Source organism: Amycolatopsis heterodermiae (assembly GCF_034929455.1).
Taxonomy (GTDB): Bacteria; Actinomycetota; Actinomycetes; order Mycobacteriales; family Pseudonocardiaceae; genus Amycolatopsis; species Amycolatopsis heterodermiae.
The window spans coordinates 346,034-363,471 of record NZ_JAYFSI010000006.1; the positions used below are offsets into that span (position 1 = coordinate 346,034).

General features: G+C 73.0%; 14 protein-coding genes, 1 pseudogene and 2 riboswitches. Of the genes and pseudogenes, 9 read left to right on the forward strand and 6 right to left on the reverse strand.

Features of this window, described 5'->3' with window-relative positions:
* Nucleotides 1-55 precede the first annotated feature (55 nt).
* On the reverse strand, nt 56-829 hold the full coding sequence (locus tag VA596_RS26530) for an enoyl-CoA hydratase (protein ID WP_323330869.1): 774 nt from the start codon (nt 827-829) through the stop codon (nt 56-58).
* A gap of 97 nt (nt 830-926) precedes the next feature.
* Nucleotides 927-1,100, reverse strand: a riboswitch (cobalamin riboswitch).
* 87 nt (nt 1,101-1,187) lie between these two features.
* A pseudogene (locus VA596_RS50705) lies at nt 1,188-1,382 on the reverse strand (short-chain fatty acyl-CoA regulator family protein); the annotation flags it as partial.
* A 51-nt stretch (nt 1,383-1,433) separates the two neighbouring features.
* A riboswitch (cobalamin riboswitch) is annotated at nt 1,434-1,669 on the forward strand.
* Between the two features lie 117 nt (nt 1,670-1,786).
* Between VA596_RS50705 and metE the strand changes: the two are divergent.
* From metE to VA596_RS26555, 4 genes are all read left to right on the forward strand, one after another.
* Entirely contained in the window at nt 1,787-4,096 is a 2,310-nt protein-coding gene (metE, locus tag VA596_RS26540) for a 5-methyltetrahydropteroyltriglutamate--homocysteine S-methyltransferase (RefSeq protein ID WP_323330870.1), read from the forward strand.
* Entirely contained in the window at nt 4,093-5,019 is a 927-nt protein-coding gene (locus tag VA596_RS26545; RefSeq protein WP_323330871.1) for a methylenetetrahydrofolate reductase, read from the forward strand. Before metE ends, VA596_RS26545 begins: the two co-directional genes overlap by 4 nt.
* Nucleotides 5,020-5,085: 66 nt before the next feature.
* On the forward strand, nt 5,086-5,724 hold the full coding sequence (locus VA596_RS26550; RefSeq protein ID WP_323330872.1) for a hypothetical protein: 639 nt from the start codon (nt 5,086-5,088) through the stop codon (nt 5,722-5,724).
* Complete coding sequence (locus tag VA596_RS26555; protein WP_323330873.1) at nt 5,721-6,851, forward strand: PrsW family intramembrane metalloprotease; 1,131 nt, start codon at nt 5,721-5,723, stop codon at nt 6,849-6,851. The genes VA596_RS26550 and VA596_RS26555 overlap by 4 nt, the downstream gene beginning before the upstream one ends.
* Nucleotides 6,852-6,869: 18 nt before the next feature.
* On the opposite strand, the gene VA596_RS26560 is transcribed toward VA596_RS26555, so the two are convergent.
* Nucleotides 6,870-8,333 carry a PucR family transcriptional regulator gene (locus VA596_RS26560; RefSeq protein ID WP_323330874.1) on the reverse strand — a complete coding sequence of 488 codons (1,464 nt, stop codon included), beginning with the start codon at nt 8,331-8,333 and terminating at the stop codon, nt 6,870-6,872.
* A gap of 114 nt (nt 8,334-8,447) precedes the next feature.
* On the opposite strand from VA596_RS26560, the gene VA596_RS26565 reads away from it, so the two are divergent.
* From VA596_RS26565 to VA596_RS26585, 5 genes are all read left to right on the forward strand, one after another.
* Nucleotides 8,448-9,248 carry an FAD binding domain-containing protein gene (locus tag VA596_RS26565; RefSeq protein WP_323330875.1) on the forward strand — a complete coding sequence of 267 codons (801 nt, stop codon included), beginning with the start codon at nt 8,448-8,450 and terminating at the stop codon, nt 9,246-9,248.
* On the forward strand, nt 9,245-11,974 hold the full coding sequence (locus VA596_RS26570) for a molybdopterin-dependent oxidoreductase (RefSeq protein ID WP_323330876.1): 2,730 nt from the start codon (nt 9,245-9,247) through the stop codon (nt 11,972-11,974). Before VA596_RS26565 ends, VA596_RS26570 begins: the two co-directional genes overlap by 4 nt.
* 65 nt (nt 11,975-12,039) lie before the next feature.
* Nucleotides 12,040-12,516: a hypothetical protein gene (locus tag VA596_RS26575; RefSeq protein WP_323330877.1), complete on the forward strand. Its 477-nt coding sequence runs from the start codon at nt 12,040-12,042 to the stop codon at nt 12,514-12,516.
* Between the two features lie 106 nt (nt 12,517-12,622).
* Nucleotides 12,623-14,116 carry an aldehyde dehydrogenase family protein gene (locus tag VA596_RS26580; protein ID WP_323330878.1) on the forward strand — a complete coding sequence of 498 codons (1,494 nt, stop codon included), beginning with the start codon at nt 12,623-12,625 and terminating at the stop codon, nt 14,114-14,116.
* A gap of 121 nt (nt 14,117-14,237) precedes the next feature.
* On the forward strand, nt 14,238-14,795 hold the full coding sequence (locus VA596_RS26585; RefSeq protein WP_323330879.1) for a TetR/AcrR family transcriptional regulator: 558 nt from the start codon (nt 14,238-14,240) through the stop codon (nt 14,793-14,795).
* Nucleotides 14,796-14,987: 192 nt separating this feature from the next.
* On the opposite strand, the gene VA596_RS26590 is transcribed toward VA596_RS26585, so the two are convergent.
* The 3 genes from VA596_RS26590 to VA596_RS26600 form a co-directional block, all read right to left on the reverse strand.
* Nucleotides 14,988-15,560, reverse strand: a complete 573-nt coding sequence (locus tag VA596_RS26590; RefSeq protein WP_323330880.1) for a TetR/AcrR family transcriptional regulator — start codon at nt 15,558-15,560, stop codon at nt 14,988-14,990.
* A gap of 44 nt (nt 15,561-15,604) precedes the next feature.
* A complete protein-coding gene (locus VA596_RS26595; protein ID WP_323330881.1) occupies nt 15,605-16,423 on the reverse strand; it encodes an alpha/beta fold hydrolase in 819 nt (272 codons plus the stop codon).
* 84 nt (nt 16,424-16,507) lie between these two features.
* The gene (locus tag VA596_RS26600) at nt 16,508-17,401 is read right to left on the reverse strand and encodes an isocitrate lyase/PEP mutase family protein (RefSeq protein WP_323330882.1); all 894 of its coding nucleotides are present in this window, start codon (nt 17,399-17,401) and stop codon (nt 16,508-16,510) included.
* Nucleotides 17,402-17,438: the final 37 nt, after the last annotated feature.

Below are 17,438 nucleotides of genomic sequence, written 5' to 3' on the forward strand. Positions count from 1 at the left end.
GCTGCCCGTGACCGCGGGAGCCCGGCGCCGGTGCGGTGCCGGGCTCCTCGGTGGTTCAGGCGTGTCGGAACTCCGCCGGGCGCTTCTCGGTGAACGCGGCCATGCCTTCCTTCTGGTCGTGCGTCGCGAAGGTCGCGTGGAACAGGCGGCGCTCGAACAGCAGGCCCTCGGACAGGCTGCTTTCGAACGCCCGGTTCACCGCCTCCTTGGCCAGCATCGCCGCGGGCTTGGACATCGACGCGATCTTCGACGCCGTGGCCGTGGTCTCGGCCAGGAGGGCGTCCGCCGCGACGAGCCGGGAAACCAGACCGGCGCGTTCGGCCTCGGCGGCGTCGATCGTCCGGCCGGTGAGGATCAGGTCCATCGCCTTGGCCTTGCCGATGGCCCGGGTGAGGCGCTGGGAGCCGCCCATGCCGGGGATGACGCCGAGGGTGATCTCCGGCTGGCCGAACTTCGCCGTGTCCGCCGCGATCAGCACGTCGCACATCATCGCCAGCTCGCAGCCGCCGCCCAGGGCGTAGCCCGCCACGCCCGCCACCAGCGGGGTCCGGACCCGGGACAGGGCGTCCCAGCCGGCGAACCAGTCCGCGGCGAAGACGTCGCCGAAGCTCCGCGGTGCCATCTCCTTGACGTCCGCCCCGGCCGCGAACGCCTTCGCCGAGCCGGTGACGACGATCGCGCCGACGTCCGGGTCGCGGTCCAGCCCGGCCGCCGCGGTGGTGATCTCCCGCATCGCCTGGAGGTTCAGCGCGTTGAGGGCCTCCGGCCGGTTGAGCGTGATGCGGGCGACCCGCTCGGCTGGCCGGTCGACGAGGATGGTCACGCTCATGCCGGACCGTCCCCGGTCGGGCCGGTTCCGGGAACCGGTTCGCCGGTTTTCGCGCAGGCAGGGGGAATCCGCATGCGTTCAGCTCCATCCTCGTGGACGAACACGAACACCCGCGGCCGGTATCCTGGCTCCCGGATCCACGACGCCCCGGCCTTCCCGGCTCGCGCCAGTGGCCATCTCACGGAGGCGCCGCTCCCCGGTCACAGTGGCGGGACCGCGCCGGTTTCACACCGGCTTCCCTGCACCGCAGACCTGGGGGACACCCTAAAGGAGGAAGTCCGGCCGTGTCGACGGCTACCCGGGTGGTGGGTACGGAAGGCCGGGTCGCCGTGCGGGCCGGCCAGAAGTACTTCTTGCCGTCCGGCAGTTCGGCGACCCGGGTGACGATCCGCCCCGGCGAGCCGAACGCCTCGCAGACGATCCACAGTGGACACAAGCTCGGCCGGTCGACCCGGACGAACGAGAAGCCTGGCTGAAGAAAGCGCTTACCAACCGGCGCGGGTCTACTTGGCCGGCCCCGCGTCCCACTTGATGGGAGCTGCCCGTCGAGCACCCACCGCGGCCGGCCGCAGCGCGCGTCGAGGAGAACCCAAGCCGGAGGCGGTACAGTGACGAGGCAGCAGGTTCGGGATCCGCACGCACGCCCGCGGTGACCGAGGCAAGAGGGAACCCGGTGTGAATCCGGGACTGCCCCGCAGCGGTGAGTGGGAACGAACGCCGTCAGTCCTCGAGGAACAAGCGAGGACGAGCACTGAGCCACCCGGCTTGGGAAGCGACGGCCAGTAGGAAAGAGCGCGAACGCCCACGAGTCCGAAGACCTGCCCGCTGCGCACCCCGTGACCTCGGGGTGCTGGCCGCGACCTCGTGGGTGGGTCCTCGCCGAGTCGCGACCGGACGACGGTCGTGGCTTGCCGTGCCCTCCCCCGGGGTCCACGTGGACTCGCGAAGGAGAGCCCCGTGACATCCCCCACCAGCCTTGCCACCGTGTACGGCTACCCGCGCCAAGGTGCCGCCCGGCAGCTGAAGAAGGCCGTCGAGGCGTACTGGAAGGGCCGCGTCGACGCCGACGCCCTGCTGGGCACGGCCCGTGACCTGCGGCTGCAGACCCTGGCCGAACTGCGCGACGCCGGGATCGACGAGATCCCCGGCAACCACTTCTCGTTCTACGACCACGTCCTGGACACCTCGGTCCTGCTCGGCGCCATTCCCGAACGGCACGTCGCCGCCGTCCCGGACGTCACGACCCCGGCCGGTGAGCTGGACCGCTACTTCGCCATGGCCCGCGGCACCGCGGACGCGCCGCCGCTGGAGATGACCAAGTGGTTCGACACGAACTACCACTACCTGGTGCCCGAGCTGGGGCCGGACACGACGTTCACCCTGAACGCGGCCAAGCCCCTCGCCGAGTTCGCCGAGGCGCTGGCGCAGGGAGTGACCACCCGGCCGGTGCTCGTCGGCCCGGTCACCTTCCTGCTGCTGGCCAAGGACCCCACCGGCACCGACGGGTTCCGGCCGCTCGACCTGCTCGACCGGATCGTCCCGCTCTACGCCGACCTGCTGCGGCAGCTGCACGAAGCGGGCGCGGAGTGGGTTCAGCTCGACGAGCCCGCGCTCGTCACCGACCAGCCGGCGGACGTGCTGGCCGAGGTCGCCGACACCTACGCCACCTTGGCGGCCGCGACCGCGCGCCCGAAGATCCTGGTCGCGTCCTACTTCGACCGGCTCGGGGACGTCCTGCCGGTGCTGGCGTCTTCGCCGGTCGAGGGCCTGGCGCTGGACTTCACCGGGAGCGCCGCGGCCAACCTCGACGACCTGGCCGCCGCCGGCGGGATCCTGGACAAGCGGCTGGTCGCCGGGGTGGTGAACGGGCGCAACATCTGGGCCGCGGACCTGGCCGCCGCGCTGGGCACCCTGGCCACGCTGCTCGGCCTGGCCGGTTCGGTCGACGTCGCCGCGTCCTGCTCGCTGCTGCACGTCCCGCTGGACGTCACCCTCGAAACGGACCTGGACCCCGAGATCGCCGGGTGGCTGTCGTTCGCGCGGCAGAAGCTCGAGGAGATCGTCACGCTGCGCCGCGGCCTGACCGAAGACCGGTCCGCGATCGGTGACGTCCTGCGCGTCAACGCCGAGCGCCTGGCCTCCCGGGCGGCCTCGCCGATCGTGCGGGTGCCCGCCGTCCGGGAGCGGGCCGCCGCGGTCACCGACGCCGACCTGCGCCGCGTCAGCCCGTACGGCCGGCGCCACCTGGCCCAGGAGGAGCGCCTGCGGCTGCCGGAACTGCCGACCACGACGATCGGCTCGTTCCCGCAGACCTCGGAGCTGCGCCAGGCGCGTGCCGCGCTGCGGTCGGGCAAGCTCGATCGGGACGCCTACCGCGAGGCGATGCGCGCCGAGGTCCGCGCGGTCGTCGCCGAGCAGGAGAAGCTCGGCCTCGACGTGCTGGTGCACGGCGAGCCCGAGCGCAACGACATGGTCCAGTACTTCGGCGAGCAGCTCACCGGGTTCCTGGCCACCCAGCAGGGCTGGGTCCAGTCCTACGGCACCCGGTACGTCCGGCCGCCGCTGATCGTCGGGGACGTCTCCCGCCCGGAGCCGATGACCGTCGACTGGGCCACCTACGCCCAGAGCCTGACCGAGCGGCCGGTCAAGGGCATGCTGACCGGCCCGGTCACCATGCTGGCCTGGTCGTTCGTGCGCGACGACCAGCCCGAGGGCGACACCGCCCGCCAGGTCGCGCTCGCCCTGCGGGACGAGGTCGCCGACCTGGAGAACGCCGGGATCGCGGTCATCCAGGTCGACGAGCCGGCGCTGCGCGAAACGCTGCCGCTGCGCACCGCCGACCGGGCCGCGTACCTGGAGTGGGCCGTCGACTCGTTCCGCCTGGCGACCGCGGGCGTGCGGGACGACACCCAGATCCACACCCACATGTGTTACGCCGAGTTCGGCGACGTCCTGCAGGCGATCGTCGACATGGACGCCGACGTGATCAGCCTGGAGGCGGCCCGCTCGAACATGGCCATCGTCGCCGACCTCGCCCGCGCGGGGTACCCCAACGAGGCCGGCCCCGGCGTCTGGGACATCCATTCGCCGCGGGTGCCGTCGGTCGAGGAGATCGCCGGGCACCTGCGCACGGCCGTCGCGGCGTTCCCCGCCGACCGGCTGTGGGTCAACCCCGACTGCGGCCTCAAGACCCGCGGGTACGCCGAGGTGCGGGCGACCCTGGCCAACCTGGTGGAGGCCACCGGGCAGCTGAGGGCACGCGCGTGACGAGCGGGCGGCTTTCCCCGCGGCGGGCGGTCACCCCCCCCGCCGCGGGCCGCACGGTCCGCGACCGCCTGGCCGCCGGCGCTCCGGTGCTCTCGCTGGAGTTCATGCCGCCCCGCGAGACCGACGACGCGGAGCGGATCTGGCAGAACGTCCGCAAGCTGGAGTCGCTGCACCCGGGTTTCGTGTCGGTGACCTACGGGGCGGGCGGGTCGACCCGGGACAACACCGTCGCGGTGGCCGCGCGGATCGGCCGGGAGACCACGATGCTGCCGGTCGTCCACCTCACCGCCGTCGGCCATTCGGTCCGGCAGCTGCGGTCGTTCGTCGGGGCGCTGGCCGACGCCGGGGTCGTCAACGTCCTGGCGGTGCGGGGCGACCCGCCCGGCGACGTCACGGGGGAGTGGGTCCGGCACCCGGAGGGCCTCGGCTACGCGAGTGAGCTCGTGACGCTGCTGCGTGAACACGGCGACTTCTGCGTGGGCGTGGCCGCGTTCCCGCACGGGCATCCGCGCTCGGCGAGCACCGAGGAGGACACGCGGCAGTTCGTGGCGAAGTGCCGGGCGGGCGCGGACTACGCGATCACCCAGATGCTCTTCGACGCCGACGACTACCTGAGGCTGCGTGACCGGGTGACGGCGGCCGGCTGCGACACGCCGATCATCCCCGCGCTGATGCCGGTCACGACGATGAGAACCATCGCCCGCTCGGAGCAGCTGTCCGGCGCGCCGTTCCCACCGCACCTGGCGGAGCGGTTCGCCGCCGTCGCCGACGACCCGGCGGCGGTCCGCGCGCTGGGCATCGAGCAGGCGATCCTCCTCGCCCGGCGGCTGCTCACCGAAGGGGTCCCGGGGCTGCACTTCATCACGTTCAACTTCGCCAAGGCCACCACGGAGGTCGTCGCCGAACTCCCGACGCTGGGGTGACCGAGCCGGTCCCGCGGTGGGGTCCTTCCGGGTGCGGATCGGATTGCCCGTGCTTACAGTCCCGGAGTGACCGCTGACGTACAGGAACCGCCGCGGGGCTGGGTACCGGTGGAGCACCGGTTCCTCGGGCTCGACCGCCGGACGTTCACCCCGGCGCTGATCACCCTCGTCATCGCGCTGGTGCTGATCTACGGATTGCCGGCGCTCAACGCGGTGATCCCGTGGCGCAACCAAATCCGGGCCGGCGACGTGCTCGACCTCGGCAGCGGGGCGACCGCGGTCCCGCCCGTGGGCTGGCAGCTGGAAAGCGGCACGCTCACCGGCGCCGACGCGGCGAATTCGACGTCCCTGCAGATCCTGCTGGCCACCGGGGGCGCGACCATCGCCCTGCGCGGCGCGCCGTACACCGGCACCGCCAGTGCCTTTCTCGACCAGGTCGAGCGATCCGAAGGCGGCGAGCCGGGCGTCGACGCGGCGCGGGGCACCGTCCGGAGCGACGCCGGACTGACCGGCGTCGTGCAGGCCGGGACCGGGCCGGGCGGGGACGCGCTCGACGTCGCGTTCAAGGTGCCCGCGGCCGGCCAGGCCGCCGAGGCCGCGCCGGCGTTGCTGGTCCGGGTGCGCACCGCGCCGGACCAGTTCGAGCGCTACCGCGACGACGTCACGGCGTTGCTGCGCAGCATCACCCCGGGAGCCGGCCGATGAGCGGCAAGGCGGCGCAGCTGGCCGCGATCGAGGATTCGGGCTGGGGCCTGCCGTTCCGGTTCTTCCAGCCGCACAACCTGGCGCTGTGGGTCTACCTGCTCGGCGTCGGCGGGGGCGCGCTGGCGATCGTGCGGTACTTCGGCTCCAGCGGCTTCTACGCCCCGGCCCTGGCCGGCGGCGTGCTGCTGTTCGGGCTGTACCTGGTGCCGTGGCTGTTGTTGCTGCGCCACCAGAACCGCTACACCGCCCAGCCCGCCGGGCTGCTCGCCGCGGCCTTCGCCTGGGGTGGCGTCGCCGCCCCGTTCTGGATCGCCCTGCCGGCGAACACCGCGCTGCTCGAGTTCTGGACGAAGGTCGGCGGCACCGCCTTCGCCGCCGACTGGGCCGCCGGCCTGACCGCCCCGATCACCGAGGAGTGGGGCAAGGCGCTCGGCCTGGTGCTGCTGATCGGGCTGGCGCCGCGGCTGGTCCGCAGCGCCTACGACGGGTTCATCATCGGCGCGTTCATCGGCCTGGGTTTCCAGGTCTTCGAGGACGTGCTCTACGTCTACAACGGCGCGGCCCAGACCTTCGGCGCCAACCAGCTCGGCACGTCGCTGCAGGTGTTCGTGTCCCGGGGCGCGGCCGGGATCGTCTCGCACGCCCTGTTCAGCGCGATCTTCTGCACCGGCCTGATGTGGGTGCTGGGCCGGACCCCGGGCGAGCGCGACGTCGTCCGGGGCGTGCTGACCATGCTGATGGCGATGGTCTTCCACTTCGCGTGGGACGACATGGCCGGCCTCGGCGGCCGCAGTGCCCTGGTCGCGGTGCTGCCGTTCGTGATCGCGGCCGTCGAACTCGTCGCCCTGTCCGCAGTGCTGCGCCGCGCCGCCCGCCGGGAGCGGGCCTGGATGCGGGACCTGCTCGGGCCGGAGGTCGACGCGGGCGCGCTCGACCCGGCCCTGCTCGACGCCGTCAGCGGCCTGCGCAAGCAGCGCAAGGCCTACCGCAAGCACGTCCACAGCCGGCGCCGGGCCCGGCACCGCATCGAGGCCGCGGGTGACCTGGCCCGCGAGATCGCCCGCGCCGGTGGCCGGGAAACCGGCCGGGTCACGCACGCCCGGGCCGAGGTCGCCCGCCTGTCCTGAACCGCATCTGGCTACCGCTCAGCAGAGCAGCGCCGCGCGTAGGTCGAGCCGGTCGTCGAGCCGGGACAGGTCGCGGCCCAGCAACTCCTCGGCCCGCTCGATCCGGTAGTGCACCGTGTTCACATGGACGTGCAGGGCCCGCGCCGCGCGGGCCCACGACCCGTCGCAGTCCAGGAAGGCCGCGACCGTGTCCAGCAGCACCGGGCCGCTTCCGCGCTCCAGGCCGAGCAGCGGGCCCAGCACCCGCTCGCGGAACGCCGTGCGCAACGCCGGATCGAGCCCCGACACCAGCGCGCCGAACCCCGTCAGCTCGGCCGCGGACGTCACCAGGCTCCCGGCCGGCCGGGACACCGCGGCGGCGTGCCGGGCCTGGGCGAGGCCGGACGGCAGGTCGTCCGGCCCGGCGAGGGTCGTGCTCGTTCCCGCGGCCAGCGGTGTCCGGGGATCGCACGCCTGCAACGCCTTCCAGCGGCCCGGGTCCGGGACGTCGGCGCCGGCCTGGATCGCGACCGCCTCGCCGCGCGGCAGGACGCCGACCGCGCACGGCACCCCGGCGAGCGCTTCGGTGAGCGCGCGGGCCGCGGCGGCCGCGTCGTCCAGGGTCAGGGTGTGGACCACGTACGGCCCGTCGGCGGGCAGGCCGGACCGGCGCAGCGCGGACCGGAGCGTGGCTTCCTCGGCTCCGGACGCGACGGCGGCGGCCAGCCGGTTCGCCGTCCTGCGGCCGGGCTCGAGCTGCTCGTCCCAGGCGTGCCGGAACCGGCCGACGACGGCGGTGATCTCCCGCAGCGCGCCGGGCGGGGTGCCGGTGCCGGCCGGCGCGTGCACCAGCCACGTGTCGTAGGGCGACGCCCCGGCGTCGACGCGCAGGGTCGTGCCGACCCGGCGGCGGACGTCCTCGCCGGGCTCGATCGGCGCGGTCGCGGCCGCCGTCCGGGCCAGCACCCGCCCGGTCGCGGTCACCACGTAACACGCGAGATCGCCCAGGGGCGCGCAGGCGGCCGCGAGGACGTCGTCCAGGGGCGCGCCTTCGGCGAGCAGCCGGTCCACTTCGCGCCGGGCGGGTTCCGGGAGCGCGGGCCGGGCCGAGGCGTCGAAACCACCCCATTGACGCAGGTAGACGGCGTCGGTGATGGCCCGGAAGTCGGTGTCGGCCGGCACCGACAGCAGCGGCAGGTCCAGCCGGGCGCAGGCGTCGGCGAGCGCTTCGGGCACCTGCCCGTGGGTCTCCTCCCCGGCGAGCAGCGCGGCGGCGTGGGCACCCGCGACGGCGTCGGCGAACCGCTCGGCCTTGGTGTCGCCGCCGTCGGCGGACCACCAGACCAGGCCGGTCAGCACGACGTCGCCGGGCCGGACGAACCGGGCCGGGTCGGCCAGGTCGGTGACCGTGACGCCGGTGACGTCCCGGCCGGTCAGGGCCTCGCCGCCCCAGACGAGCCGCAGCCGCAGTTCGGGGAGGTCAAGCAGGTCGCGCACGCGCATGGCTTGGATGATCCTCCAAAAGCGTGTGCGTTTACCAGGTGTTTTCGGTGCTGTTCGCCTCTCGTCCCGGGAGCGCGGTGTTGTTTGGCTGGGGGACGACCGCGAGGAGGTGCCATGGACCTGAACACCGTGACGGCGATCCGTGATCCGCGCCGGCCCGGCGCGTGGCGGCCGGGTGACGCCTGGCTGGCCGGCGGCACGTACCTGTTCTCCGAGCCGCAGCCGTACCTGCGCCGGCTGGTCGACCTGAGCCGGTTCGGCTGGCCGTCCGTCACCGGGCACGGCGACGGCTCGCTCGAGCTGGCCGCGACCTGCACGATCGCCGAGCTGTCCCGGTTCGCCGCGGGCCACGGCCCGGCGGTCGCGCCGCTGGTCGAGCAGTGCTGCCGGGCGTTCCTCGCGTCGTTCAAGATCTGGAACCTGGCCACCGTCGGCGGCAACCTCTGCAACGCCCTGCCCGCGGGCCCGATGATCTCCCTGACCGCCGCCCTCGACGGTGTCTGCCTGCTCCGCGCCCAGGACGGCACCGAGCGCCGGGTCCCGGCCGCCGCGTTCGTCACCGGCGCCGGCCGGAACGTCCTCGCGGACGGGGAGCTCCTGCGGTCGGTGACGCTGCCCGCGGCCGCGCTCGGCCGGCGGACGGCGTTCCGGCAGGCGTCGCTCCACGGCCTCGGCCGGTCCGGCGTGCTCCTGATCGGCACCCTCGGCTCGACGTTCACCCTCACGATCACCGCGGCCACCACCCGTCCCTTCGTGCTCACCTTCCCGCGCGTGCCGGACGCGGACGGCCTGCGCACCGCGATCGAGGCCGCGGTGGGCGACGGCGACTGGTTCGACGACATCCACGGCCTGCCCGCCTGGCGCCGTCACATGACGTTCCGGCTCGCCGGGGAGATCCGGGAGGACCTGGCGTGAGCTTCGAGCTGGACGTCAACGGGCAGCGCACCGAGGCCGAGCCGCGGCCCGGCCAGTGCCTGCGCACCTACCTGCGCGAGCGCGGCTGGTTCGGCGTCAAGAAGGGCTGCGACGCGGGGGACTGCGGCGCGTGCACCGTGCACGTCGACGGCGTCCCGGTGCACAGCTGCCTGTACCCGGCCGTGCGCGCGAGCGGTCGGCAAGTGACCACTGTGGAGGGTCTGGCCCGCGACGGCGAACTGCACCCCGTGCAGCAGAAGTTCCTGGACGCCCAGGGTTTCCAGTGCGGGTTCTGCACCGCGGGGTTCCTGATGACGACCGCGGCGCTGGAGGACACCACCGACCTGCCGCGCGGGTTCAAGGGAAACCTGTGCCGCTGCACCGGATACCGCGCGATCGAGGACGCCGTCCGCGGGGTCAAGCACGTCGAGGAGCCCGCTGCGGGGGAGACGGTCGGGCGGAACCTGGCCGCCCCGGCCGGGCCGGAGGTCGTCACCGGCACCGCGCGCTACACGTTCGACCTCGACGTGCCCGGCCTGCTGCACCTCAAGCTGCTGCGCTCGCCGCACGCGCACGCCCGGATCACCGCGATCGACCCCTCGCCCGCCTACGACGTCCCCGGGGTGCGCCTGGTGCTGACCCACCACGACGCCCCGCCGACGCACTTCTCGAGCGCCCAGCACGAACACGTCGAGGACGACCCGGCCGACACCCGCGTGTTCGACGACGTCGTGCGACACGTGGGCCAGCGCGTCGCCGCCGTGGTCGCCGATTCCGAAGCCGCCGCCGAGGAGGGCTGCCGCCGGATCGTGGTGACGTACGAGGTGCGGCCCGCGGTCACCGACCCGGACGCGGCGATGCGGCCCGGTGCCCCGGTCGTGCACGAGAAGGACCCGGAAACCAGCGGCATCGCGCGGCCCGTGGACAACGTCGTGGCCGAGCTGCACGGTGAGGTCGGGGACGTCGCGACCGGCTTCGCCGCCGCGGATGTCGTCTACGAGAACACCTTCCGGACGCAGCGGGTGCAGCACGCCAGCCTGGAGACCCATGGCGCCCTCGCGTGGTTCGAGGACGACGGGCGGCTGGTCGTGCGGTCCAGCACCCAGGTGCCGTTCCTGACGCGCCGCGCCCTGTGCGCGCTGTTCGGGCTGCCCGAGGACGCGATCCGGGTGGTCGCCGGGCGGGTCGGCGGCGGCTTCGGCGGCAAGCAGGAGATGCTCGCCGAGGACGTCGTCGTGCTGGCCGCGCTGCGGCTGCGGCGGCCGGTGAAGCTGGAGTTCACCCGCGCCGAGCAGTTCTTCGGCGCGACCGTCCGCCACCCGTTCACCGTGCGCGTCAAGGCCGGCGCCCGCGGCGACGGCACGCTCACCGCGCTGCAGCTGCACGTCGTGTCCGACACCGGCGCCTACGGCAACCACGGTCCGGGCGTGCTGTTCCACGCCTGCGGCGAGTCCCTCGCCGTCTACCGCTGCCCGCACAAGAAAGCCGACGCCTACGCCGTCTACACGCACAACGTGCCCTCCGGCGCGTTCCGCGGTTACGGCCTCGGCCAGGTGATCTTCGCGCTGGAGTCCGTCCTGGACGAGCTGGCGCACCTGCTCGGCCTCGACCCGCTCGTGCTGCGGGAACGCAACGTGATCAAGGCGGGCGAGCCGATGGTCGACGCGCACGGCGAGGAGGAGGACCTGCACCTCGCCAGCTACGGCCTCGGCGAATGCCTGGACGTCGTCCGCGCCGCGCGCGCCGAACCCGCCGAGCCCGCGCCCGAGGGCTGGCTCGTCGGGGAGGGCAGCGCGCTCGCGATGATCGCCACCGCGCCGCCGCGCGGGCACTTCGCCGACGCGACCGTCGCGCTGCTGCCCGACGGCACCTACGACGTCGCGGTCGGCACCGCCGAGTTCGGTAACGGCACCACCACGGTGCACCGGCAGATCGCCGCGGGCCGCCTCGGCACGACCGCGGCCCGGATCGCGATCCGCCAGTCCGACACCGACGTCGTCCGCCACGACACCGGCGCCTTCGGCTCGACCGGCACCGTCGTCGCCGGCAAGGCCGTGCTCCTCGCCGCGGACGCCCTCGCCGGCTGGCTGCTCGGCTTCGCCGCCGGTCACCTGGGCGTGGACCGGGCGGCGCTGCGGCTGGTCGAGGACGCCGTGGTGCACGGTGAGAACCGGTTGCTGCTCAAGGAACTCCACCAGGCGGCGGCAGCCGTGGGACGCACCCTGAGCGCCGACGGGCACTTCGGCGGGACGCCGCGGTCGGTGGCGTTCAACGCGCAGTGGTTCCGGGTCGCGGTCGACCCGGGCACCGGCGAGCTGCGGATCCTGCGCAGCGTCCACGCCGCCGACGCCGGGAGGGTGATGAACCCGATGCAGTGCCGCGGCCAGGTCGAGGGCGGCGTCGCGCAGGCCCTCGGCGCGACCCTGTTCGAGCACGTCCGCACCGCGGCCGACGGCACCGTGACCACGGCGGCGTTCCGCCAGTACCGGCTGCCCGCCTTCGCCGACGTCCCCCGGACCGAGGTGCACTTCATGACCACGGACGACGCGCTGGGCCCGCTCGGGGCGAAGTCGATGAGCGAGAGCCCGTTCAACCCGGTCGCCCCGGCGCTGGCCAACGCCGTGCGCGCGGCGACCGGCGTCCGCTTCACCGAGCTCCCGCTGACCCGTGACCGCCTCTGGCTCGCCCTCGACCGCCGGCGCCTGGGAGGTACTTGTCCCGCGTAAGCGGTTTGAAAGAAGTTTTTCCGCCGCGCATGCGGCACAATCAGGGCGTCGGACGGGAGACGCTCATGATCGACAAGACGCGGGTCGCGGTGCTGCTGGAGCGCTACCAGCCGGGCCGGTCCGTGCGGTCGATCGCCGCGTCGGCCGGGGTGCCGGTCTCGGGCCTGCACGGCTGGCTCGACGCCGGCTCGGCCGACCAGCCGGGCGCGCTGGTCCCGGTCGACACGATGATCCGGCTCGCCGGCGCCACCGGCGCGGACCTCTCGGTCGTGTCCCGGGCCTTCACCGGGACCTGGTTCGACCTCAACGGCTGGGAGTGGAACCACTTCCACCGCGGTGACCGGGTGATCGTCTTCAGCGAACCCGATCCGGAGAACGGGACCCGGCGGGTGCGCTACGGCACCGTCGCCGACGTCGACCCGCTGGACGTCATCGAGGTCGAGCTCGAGGACGGGACCCGGTACCGGCGGGTGCCCGAGAGCGAGGGCCGGATCTGCCACGTCGCCGGCAGCTGCCCGTGCGTGGCGACCCGGGCCGGGTGAATTCGAGGCCGCGTCCCCGAACCCGTAGACAGGCCGCACCTGCGGTGTTGTGATGGCTATCACACCGCATATGCGGCTTTGACTCCGGGTGACGAGGAGGTCACTGATGACTCTGGCCGTGGACGAGAACCGTGTCGACGAGGTCGTGAAATCGCTCAGCAGGAAGATGCTGATCAACGGGGAGTGGGTCGATTCGGCGTCGGGCCGGACGTTCGAAACGCTGAACCCGGCCACCGAAGAGGTGCTGGCTTCGGTCGCCCACGGCGAAGCCGAAGACGTCGACCGCGCCGTGCGGGCCGCGCGCGCCGCCTTCGACGACAGCTCGCCGTGGCGGAGGATGCCGCACGGCCAGCGCGGCCGGATCATCCACAAGCTCGGCGACCTGGTCCTCGAGCACCTCGAGGACTTCGCGCTGCTGGAATCGCTGGACAACGGCAAGCCCTACGCGGTCGCCAAGGCCGCCGACGTGCCGCTGGCCGCCGACCTGTTCCACTACATGTCGGGCTGGGCGACCAAGATCGAGGGCGCCACGATCCCGACGTCCGGCCTGGACCCCGCGCGCTACCTCGGCTTCACGCTGCGGGAGCCGGTCGGGGTCTGCGGGCAGATCATCCCGTGGAACTTCCCGCTGCTGATGGCCGCGTGGAAGGTGGGCCCGGTCCTCGCGGCCGGCTGCACCACGGTGCTGAAGCCGGCCGAGCAGACGCCGCTGTCGGCGTTGCTGCTGGGCGAGCTCGCCATGCAGGCCGGGCTGCCGCCGGGCGTGCTGAACATCGTCACCGGCTTCGGCGAGGCGGGCGCCGCGCTCGCCGCGCACCGGGACGTCGACAAGGTCGCCTTCACCGGCTCGACCGAGGTCGGCCGGGAGATCGTCAAGGCCGCGGCCGGGAACCTGAAGAAGGTGACGCTCGAGCTGGGCGGCAAGTCCCCGAACGTGGTGTACGCCGACGCCGACCTCGACGCGGCCATCGCCGGCTCGGCGAACGCGATCTTCTTCAACCAGGGCGAATGCTGCGTCGCCGGCTCCCGGCTCTACGTCGAGGCACCGGTCTACGACGAGGTCGTCGCCGGCATCCGCGAGCAGGCCGAGCTGATCAAGGTCGGCAACGGCCTGGACCCGGAGACCACGATGGGCCCGCTCGTGTCGCAGGAGCAGTTCGACCGGGTGACCGGCTACATCAGGTCGGGCCGCGACGACGGCGCGACGATCAGCGGCGGCGACCGGGTCGGCGACCGCGGCTACTTCGTGGCCCCGACGGTGCTGACCGAGACGCGGGAGGAGATGACCGCGGTCCGCGAGGAGATCTTCGGCCCGGTCGTCGCCGCGGCGCCGTTCGACTCGGAGTCCGACATCATGCCGACCGCGAACAACACGAACTACGGCCTCGGCGCCGGCGTCTTCACCAAGGACGTCGGCAAGGCCTACCGGACCGCGCGGCGGATGCGGGCGGGCACGGTGTGGGTGAACACGTGGAACGTCTTCGACGCGTCGCTGCCGTTCGGCGGCTACAAGGAATCCGGCTGGGGCCGCGAGATGGGCAGCGCGGTGTTCAACAACTACATGGAGACCAAGACCGTCATCACCGACCTCGGCGGCTGACGGCCGCGACCGCATCTGCGGGGCGAACTGCCGGTTTCGTCACGCAGATGCGGTCGCAAGAGGTCCCTTCGAACCGTAGGCTCAGCTCGTCGGAAGAACCGCCCCGAAAGCGAGCTGAACGTTGTCCCTGGCCCGGCCCCGGCCGTCGCGTGTCGACGCGATGCGCAACCGCCGGCTCATCGTCGAGGTCGCGCGCGGCATGCTCGCCGAGTCCGGCGCGGTCTCGATGAACACCGTCGCCAAGCTCGCCGGGGTCGGGCCGGCCACGGTGTACCGGCACTTCCCGACGCGCGAAGCCCTGATCCTCGCAGTCTACCGGCACGACGTGCAGCGCCTGCTGGACGCGGTCGACGACGAGATCGGCGGGCACGAGCCGCTGGACGCCTTCCGCGTCTGGTTCCGCCGCCTGGCCGCCTACGTCCGCCTCAAGCGCGGCCTCGGCGAAGCGCTGCACACGGCCGCGATGCAGGACGCGATCGACGAGACGTACGCGCCGATCACCGCCGCGGTCGGCCGGCTGCTCGACGCCTGCGTCGCCGCGGGCAGCATGCGGCCGGGCCTCGACCCGGCGGACGTGCTGGTCCTGATGAGCGGCCTGTGGCAGGTGGGCACCGGCGAGCCCGGCACGGACCAGGGCGACCGCCTGCTGGAGCTGGCCATCCGCGGCCTCCACGCGTGATCGGCCCCGCGGAAGCGCGGAGGAGGAGAACCGAAGCGGCCTGACCCACGAAGCGTTCGCAAGAACGGGAAAGGCGGTGCGGCGTCGCAGGACACCGAGGTCTACAGCGACGACGGCAACCGGGCCGGATGGCCTGGTTCAAGGCCGAGGGCGAGCACTTCGGCGGCTACGCCTGATCGCCGGTGGCCGCGTTCAGCGCAGCACCGTTCCGAACGCGAGGGTGAAGAACGCGGCGAAGGACGATCCGTCCTTCGCCGCGCGCTCGCCGACGATCGCGCCTTCCCAGGCGTTGACGAGGAACCGGGCCAGTACCTCCGGGTCCTGCTGGGACGTCACCGAGCCGTCGGCCTGGGCTTCGCGGATCGCCCCCGCGACGGCCGCCGACCAGCTGCCGAAGCTCGTCACCAGGCCGTCGCGGATGGCGGGGCTGTGGTCGGCCGCTTCGTTGCTGAAGTTGCCGAACACGCACCCGCGCTCGTAGCCGTACTTCTCGATGTCGCTCGCCAGGAACTCGAAGTGGTCACGCAGCCTGGTCAGCGGGGCGACGGCGGTGTCGGCCAGCGCCGGCACCCGCCGGGTGGCGCCGTAGCGCTCCATCACGACCAGGGCGAGCGCTTCCTTGCTCTCGAAGTGGTTGTAGAACGACCCCTTGGGCACGCCCGCGCTGTCGGTGATGAGCTTGACGCCGCAGGCGTTGTAGCCGAGCCGGTGGAACTGCTCGAACGCGGCGTCCACGATCTGCTCCCGCACGCTGGCCCTGGCCATGGGTCTCCTCCCGGGGTTCAATATGGGCGGTCGTCTACGTTAGGTCAAATGTTCGCGCGCCACCAGTCGGTGATCGCCCGCGCGTAGCCGGCCGCGGCTTCCTCCCAGACGAAGTGACCCGCGTCGAGGACGTCGAGCCTGCTGTGCGGGAGCCGCTCGTGCAGGTACTCGGCGTTGGCCACCGGCACCACCGGGTCCTTGCCGCCGACGACGATCTGGACCGGCGTGGTGATGCCGGGCAGCAGGTCGCCGAGGATCGGCAGCTCGGTGGGGTAGGCCCGGACGTACGGCAGTTGCTCGACGAACCGCTGGCCCCAGTACGCGGCCAGGTAGTCCTCGCGCACGACGTCGGGCAGCTCGTACCCCTCGATGTTGCCGAGCGCGACCTTCACGACGTCCTTCGGGCCCAGCGCCCGGTACGGCGCCAGATCCTCGGCCCGCACCCACTCGTCGAGCACCCCGCCCAGGTTCAGCGGAACGGCCGTCCCGCCGCTGCCCACGGTCACGGTCGCGAACCGGCCCGGGTGCTTCGCCGCGGCGAACAGTGCCGCCGCTGTACCGACGTCCGGGCCCACGACGTGCGGCTTCGCCAGCCCCAGCTCGTCGGCGATCCGGACGACGAACTCACCCATCGCCTGGGGTGAGAGCAGGTCCTCGCGCAGCTCGGAGTGCCCGAAGCCGGGCAGGTCGACCGCGACCAGGCGGGCGTGCTCCGCCAGCCGCGACCAGCTCGCGTCGAAGGCGTACAGGCTTTCGGGCCACGGGCTCAGCAGCAGGGCCTCGGCCTCGTGCGTCCCGTCGCTCTCGGCGTAGCGGACGGACAACCCGTCGATGCTGCGGAACCGGGGCTTGATCTCGCTCATGTCCTCGTCCTCTCTTGGGTCCTTTCAATATGACCGGTCGTCTTAGAATCGTCAAGGCGAGTGACGCAGGGAACAACGAGGGGCTCAGCCGTTGCCGTACTTCTCGCCGATCTCCTCGATCTCGGGCAGGCCGACCAGCTCGGCGAAGTCGGTGAGGCCGGGCAGCTCCCGGACGGCGTCGACCGGAGTGCCGTCCTGCGCGATGCGGGCGAGCACCGACTGCATGGCCTGGGTGGCCGCGAGCAGCGTCGAGATCGGGCAGATCACCAGCCGGAAACCCAGCTCCCGCAGGCGATCCCGGCCCAGCGGCGGCGTCTTGCCGCCCTCGGCCCAGTTGAACAGCAGCGGGACGTCGCGGAAGGTGTCCGCGACCCGCTCGATCTCGGCCTCGGACTGCAGCGCCTCGACGAAGAGCATGTCGGCGCCGGCATCCCGGTAGCGGCGGGCGCGGTCGATCGCCGCGTCGAGGCCTTCGACGGCGCGGGCGTCGGTGCGGGCGATGAGCACGAAGTCGGGGTTGTTCCGGGCGTCGGCCGCGGCGCGGACGCGGTCGGCCATCGTCTCGGCGGGTACGACGCGCTTGCCCTCCAGGTGCCCGCAGCGCTTCGGCGCGACCTGGTCCTCGAGGTGGATCGCGGCGACACCGGCGGCCTCGTACTCGCGGACGGTGCGGATGACGTTGAGGGCGTTCCCGTAGCCGGTGTCGGCGTCGGCGATCACCGGCACCTCGACCACCGACCGGATCCGGGCCGCGGCCTGGACCATCTCGGTCATCGTCAGCAGGCCGACGTCCGGGCGGCCGAGCAGCGACGCCGTCGTGCCGAACCCGGTCATGTAGACGGCGGGGAACCCGGCCGCCTCGACCAGCCGGGCGCTGAGCGCGTCGTACGCCCCGGGCGCGACGACGAGGTCGTCACCGGCCAGCAGGTCCCGCAACCGCGCCGGACCGGGGATCCGCGGTCCCAGCAGATCGGCCACGCCGATCACCTCCTCGTTTCCCGACGTTCCTGTGTAG

What these genes read in the sequence shown, in the direction of transcription:
- VA596_RS26530 (WP_323330869.1), bottom strand. Translation starts at nt 829, where the DNA reads ATGAGCGTGACCATCCTCGTCGACCGGCCAGCCGAGCGGGTCGCCCGC.
- VA596_RS26555 (WP_323330873.1), top strand. Translation starts at nt 5,721, where the DNA reads ATGAGCGGCAAGGCGGCGCAGCTGGCCGCGATCGAGGATTCGGGCTGG.
- VA596_RS26560 (WP_323330874.1), bottom strand. Translation starts at nt 8,333, where the DNA reads ATGCGCGTGCGCGACCTGCTTGACCTCCCCGAACTGCGGCTGCGGCTC.
- VA596_RS26565 (WP_323330875.1), top strand. Translation starts at nt 8,448, where the DNA reads ATGGACCTGAACACCGTGACGGCGATCCGTGATCCGCGCCGGCCCGGC.
- VA596_RS26575 (WP_323330877.1), top strand. Translation starts at nt 12,040, where the DNA reads ATGATCGACAAGACGCGGGTCGCGGTGCTGCTGGAGCGCTACCAGCCG.
- VA596_RS26580 (WP_323330878.1), top strand. Translation starts at nt 12,623, where the DNA reads ATGACTCTGGCCGTGGACGAGAACCGTGTCGACGAGGTCGTGAAATCG.
- VA596_RS26590 (WP_323330880.1), bottom strand. Translation starts at nt 15,560, where the DNA reads ATGGCCAGGGCCAGCGTGCGGGAGCAGATCGTGGACGCCGCGTTCGAG.
- VA596_RS26595 (WP_323330881.1), bottom strand. Translation starts at nt 16,423, where the DNA reads ATGAGCGAGATCAAGCCCCGGTTCCGCAGCATCGACGGGTTGTCCGTC.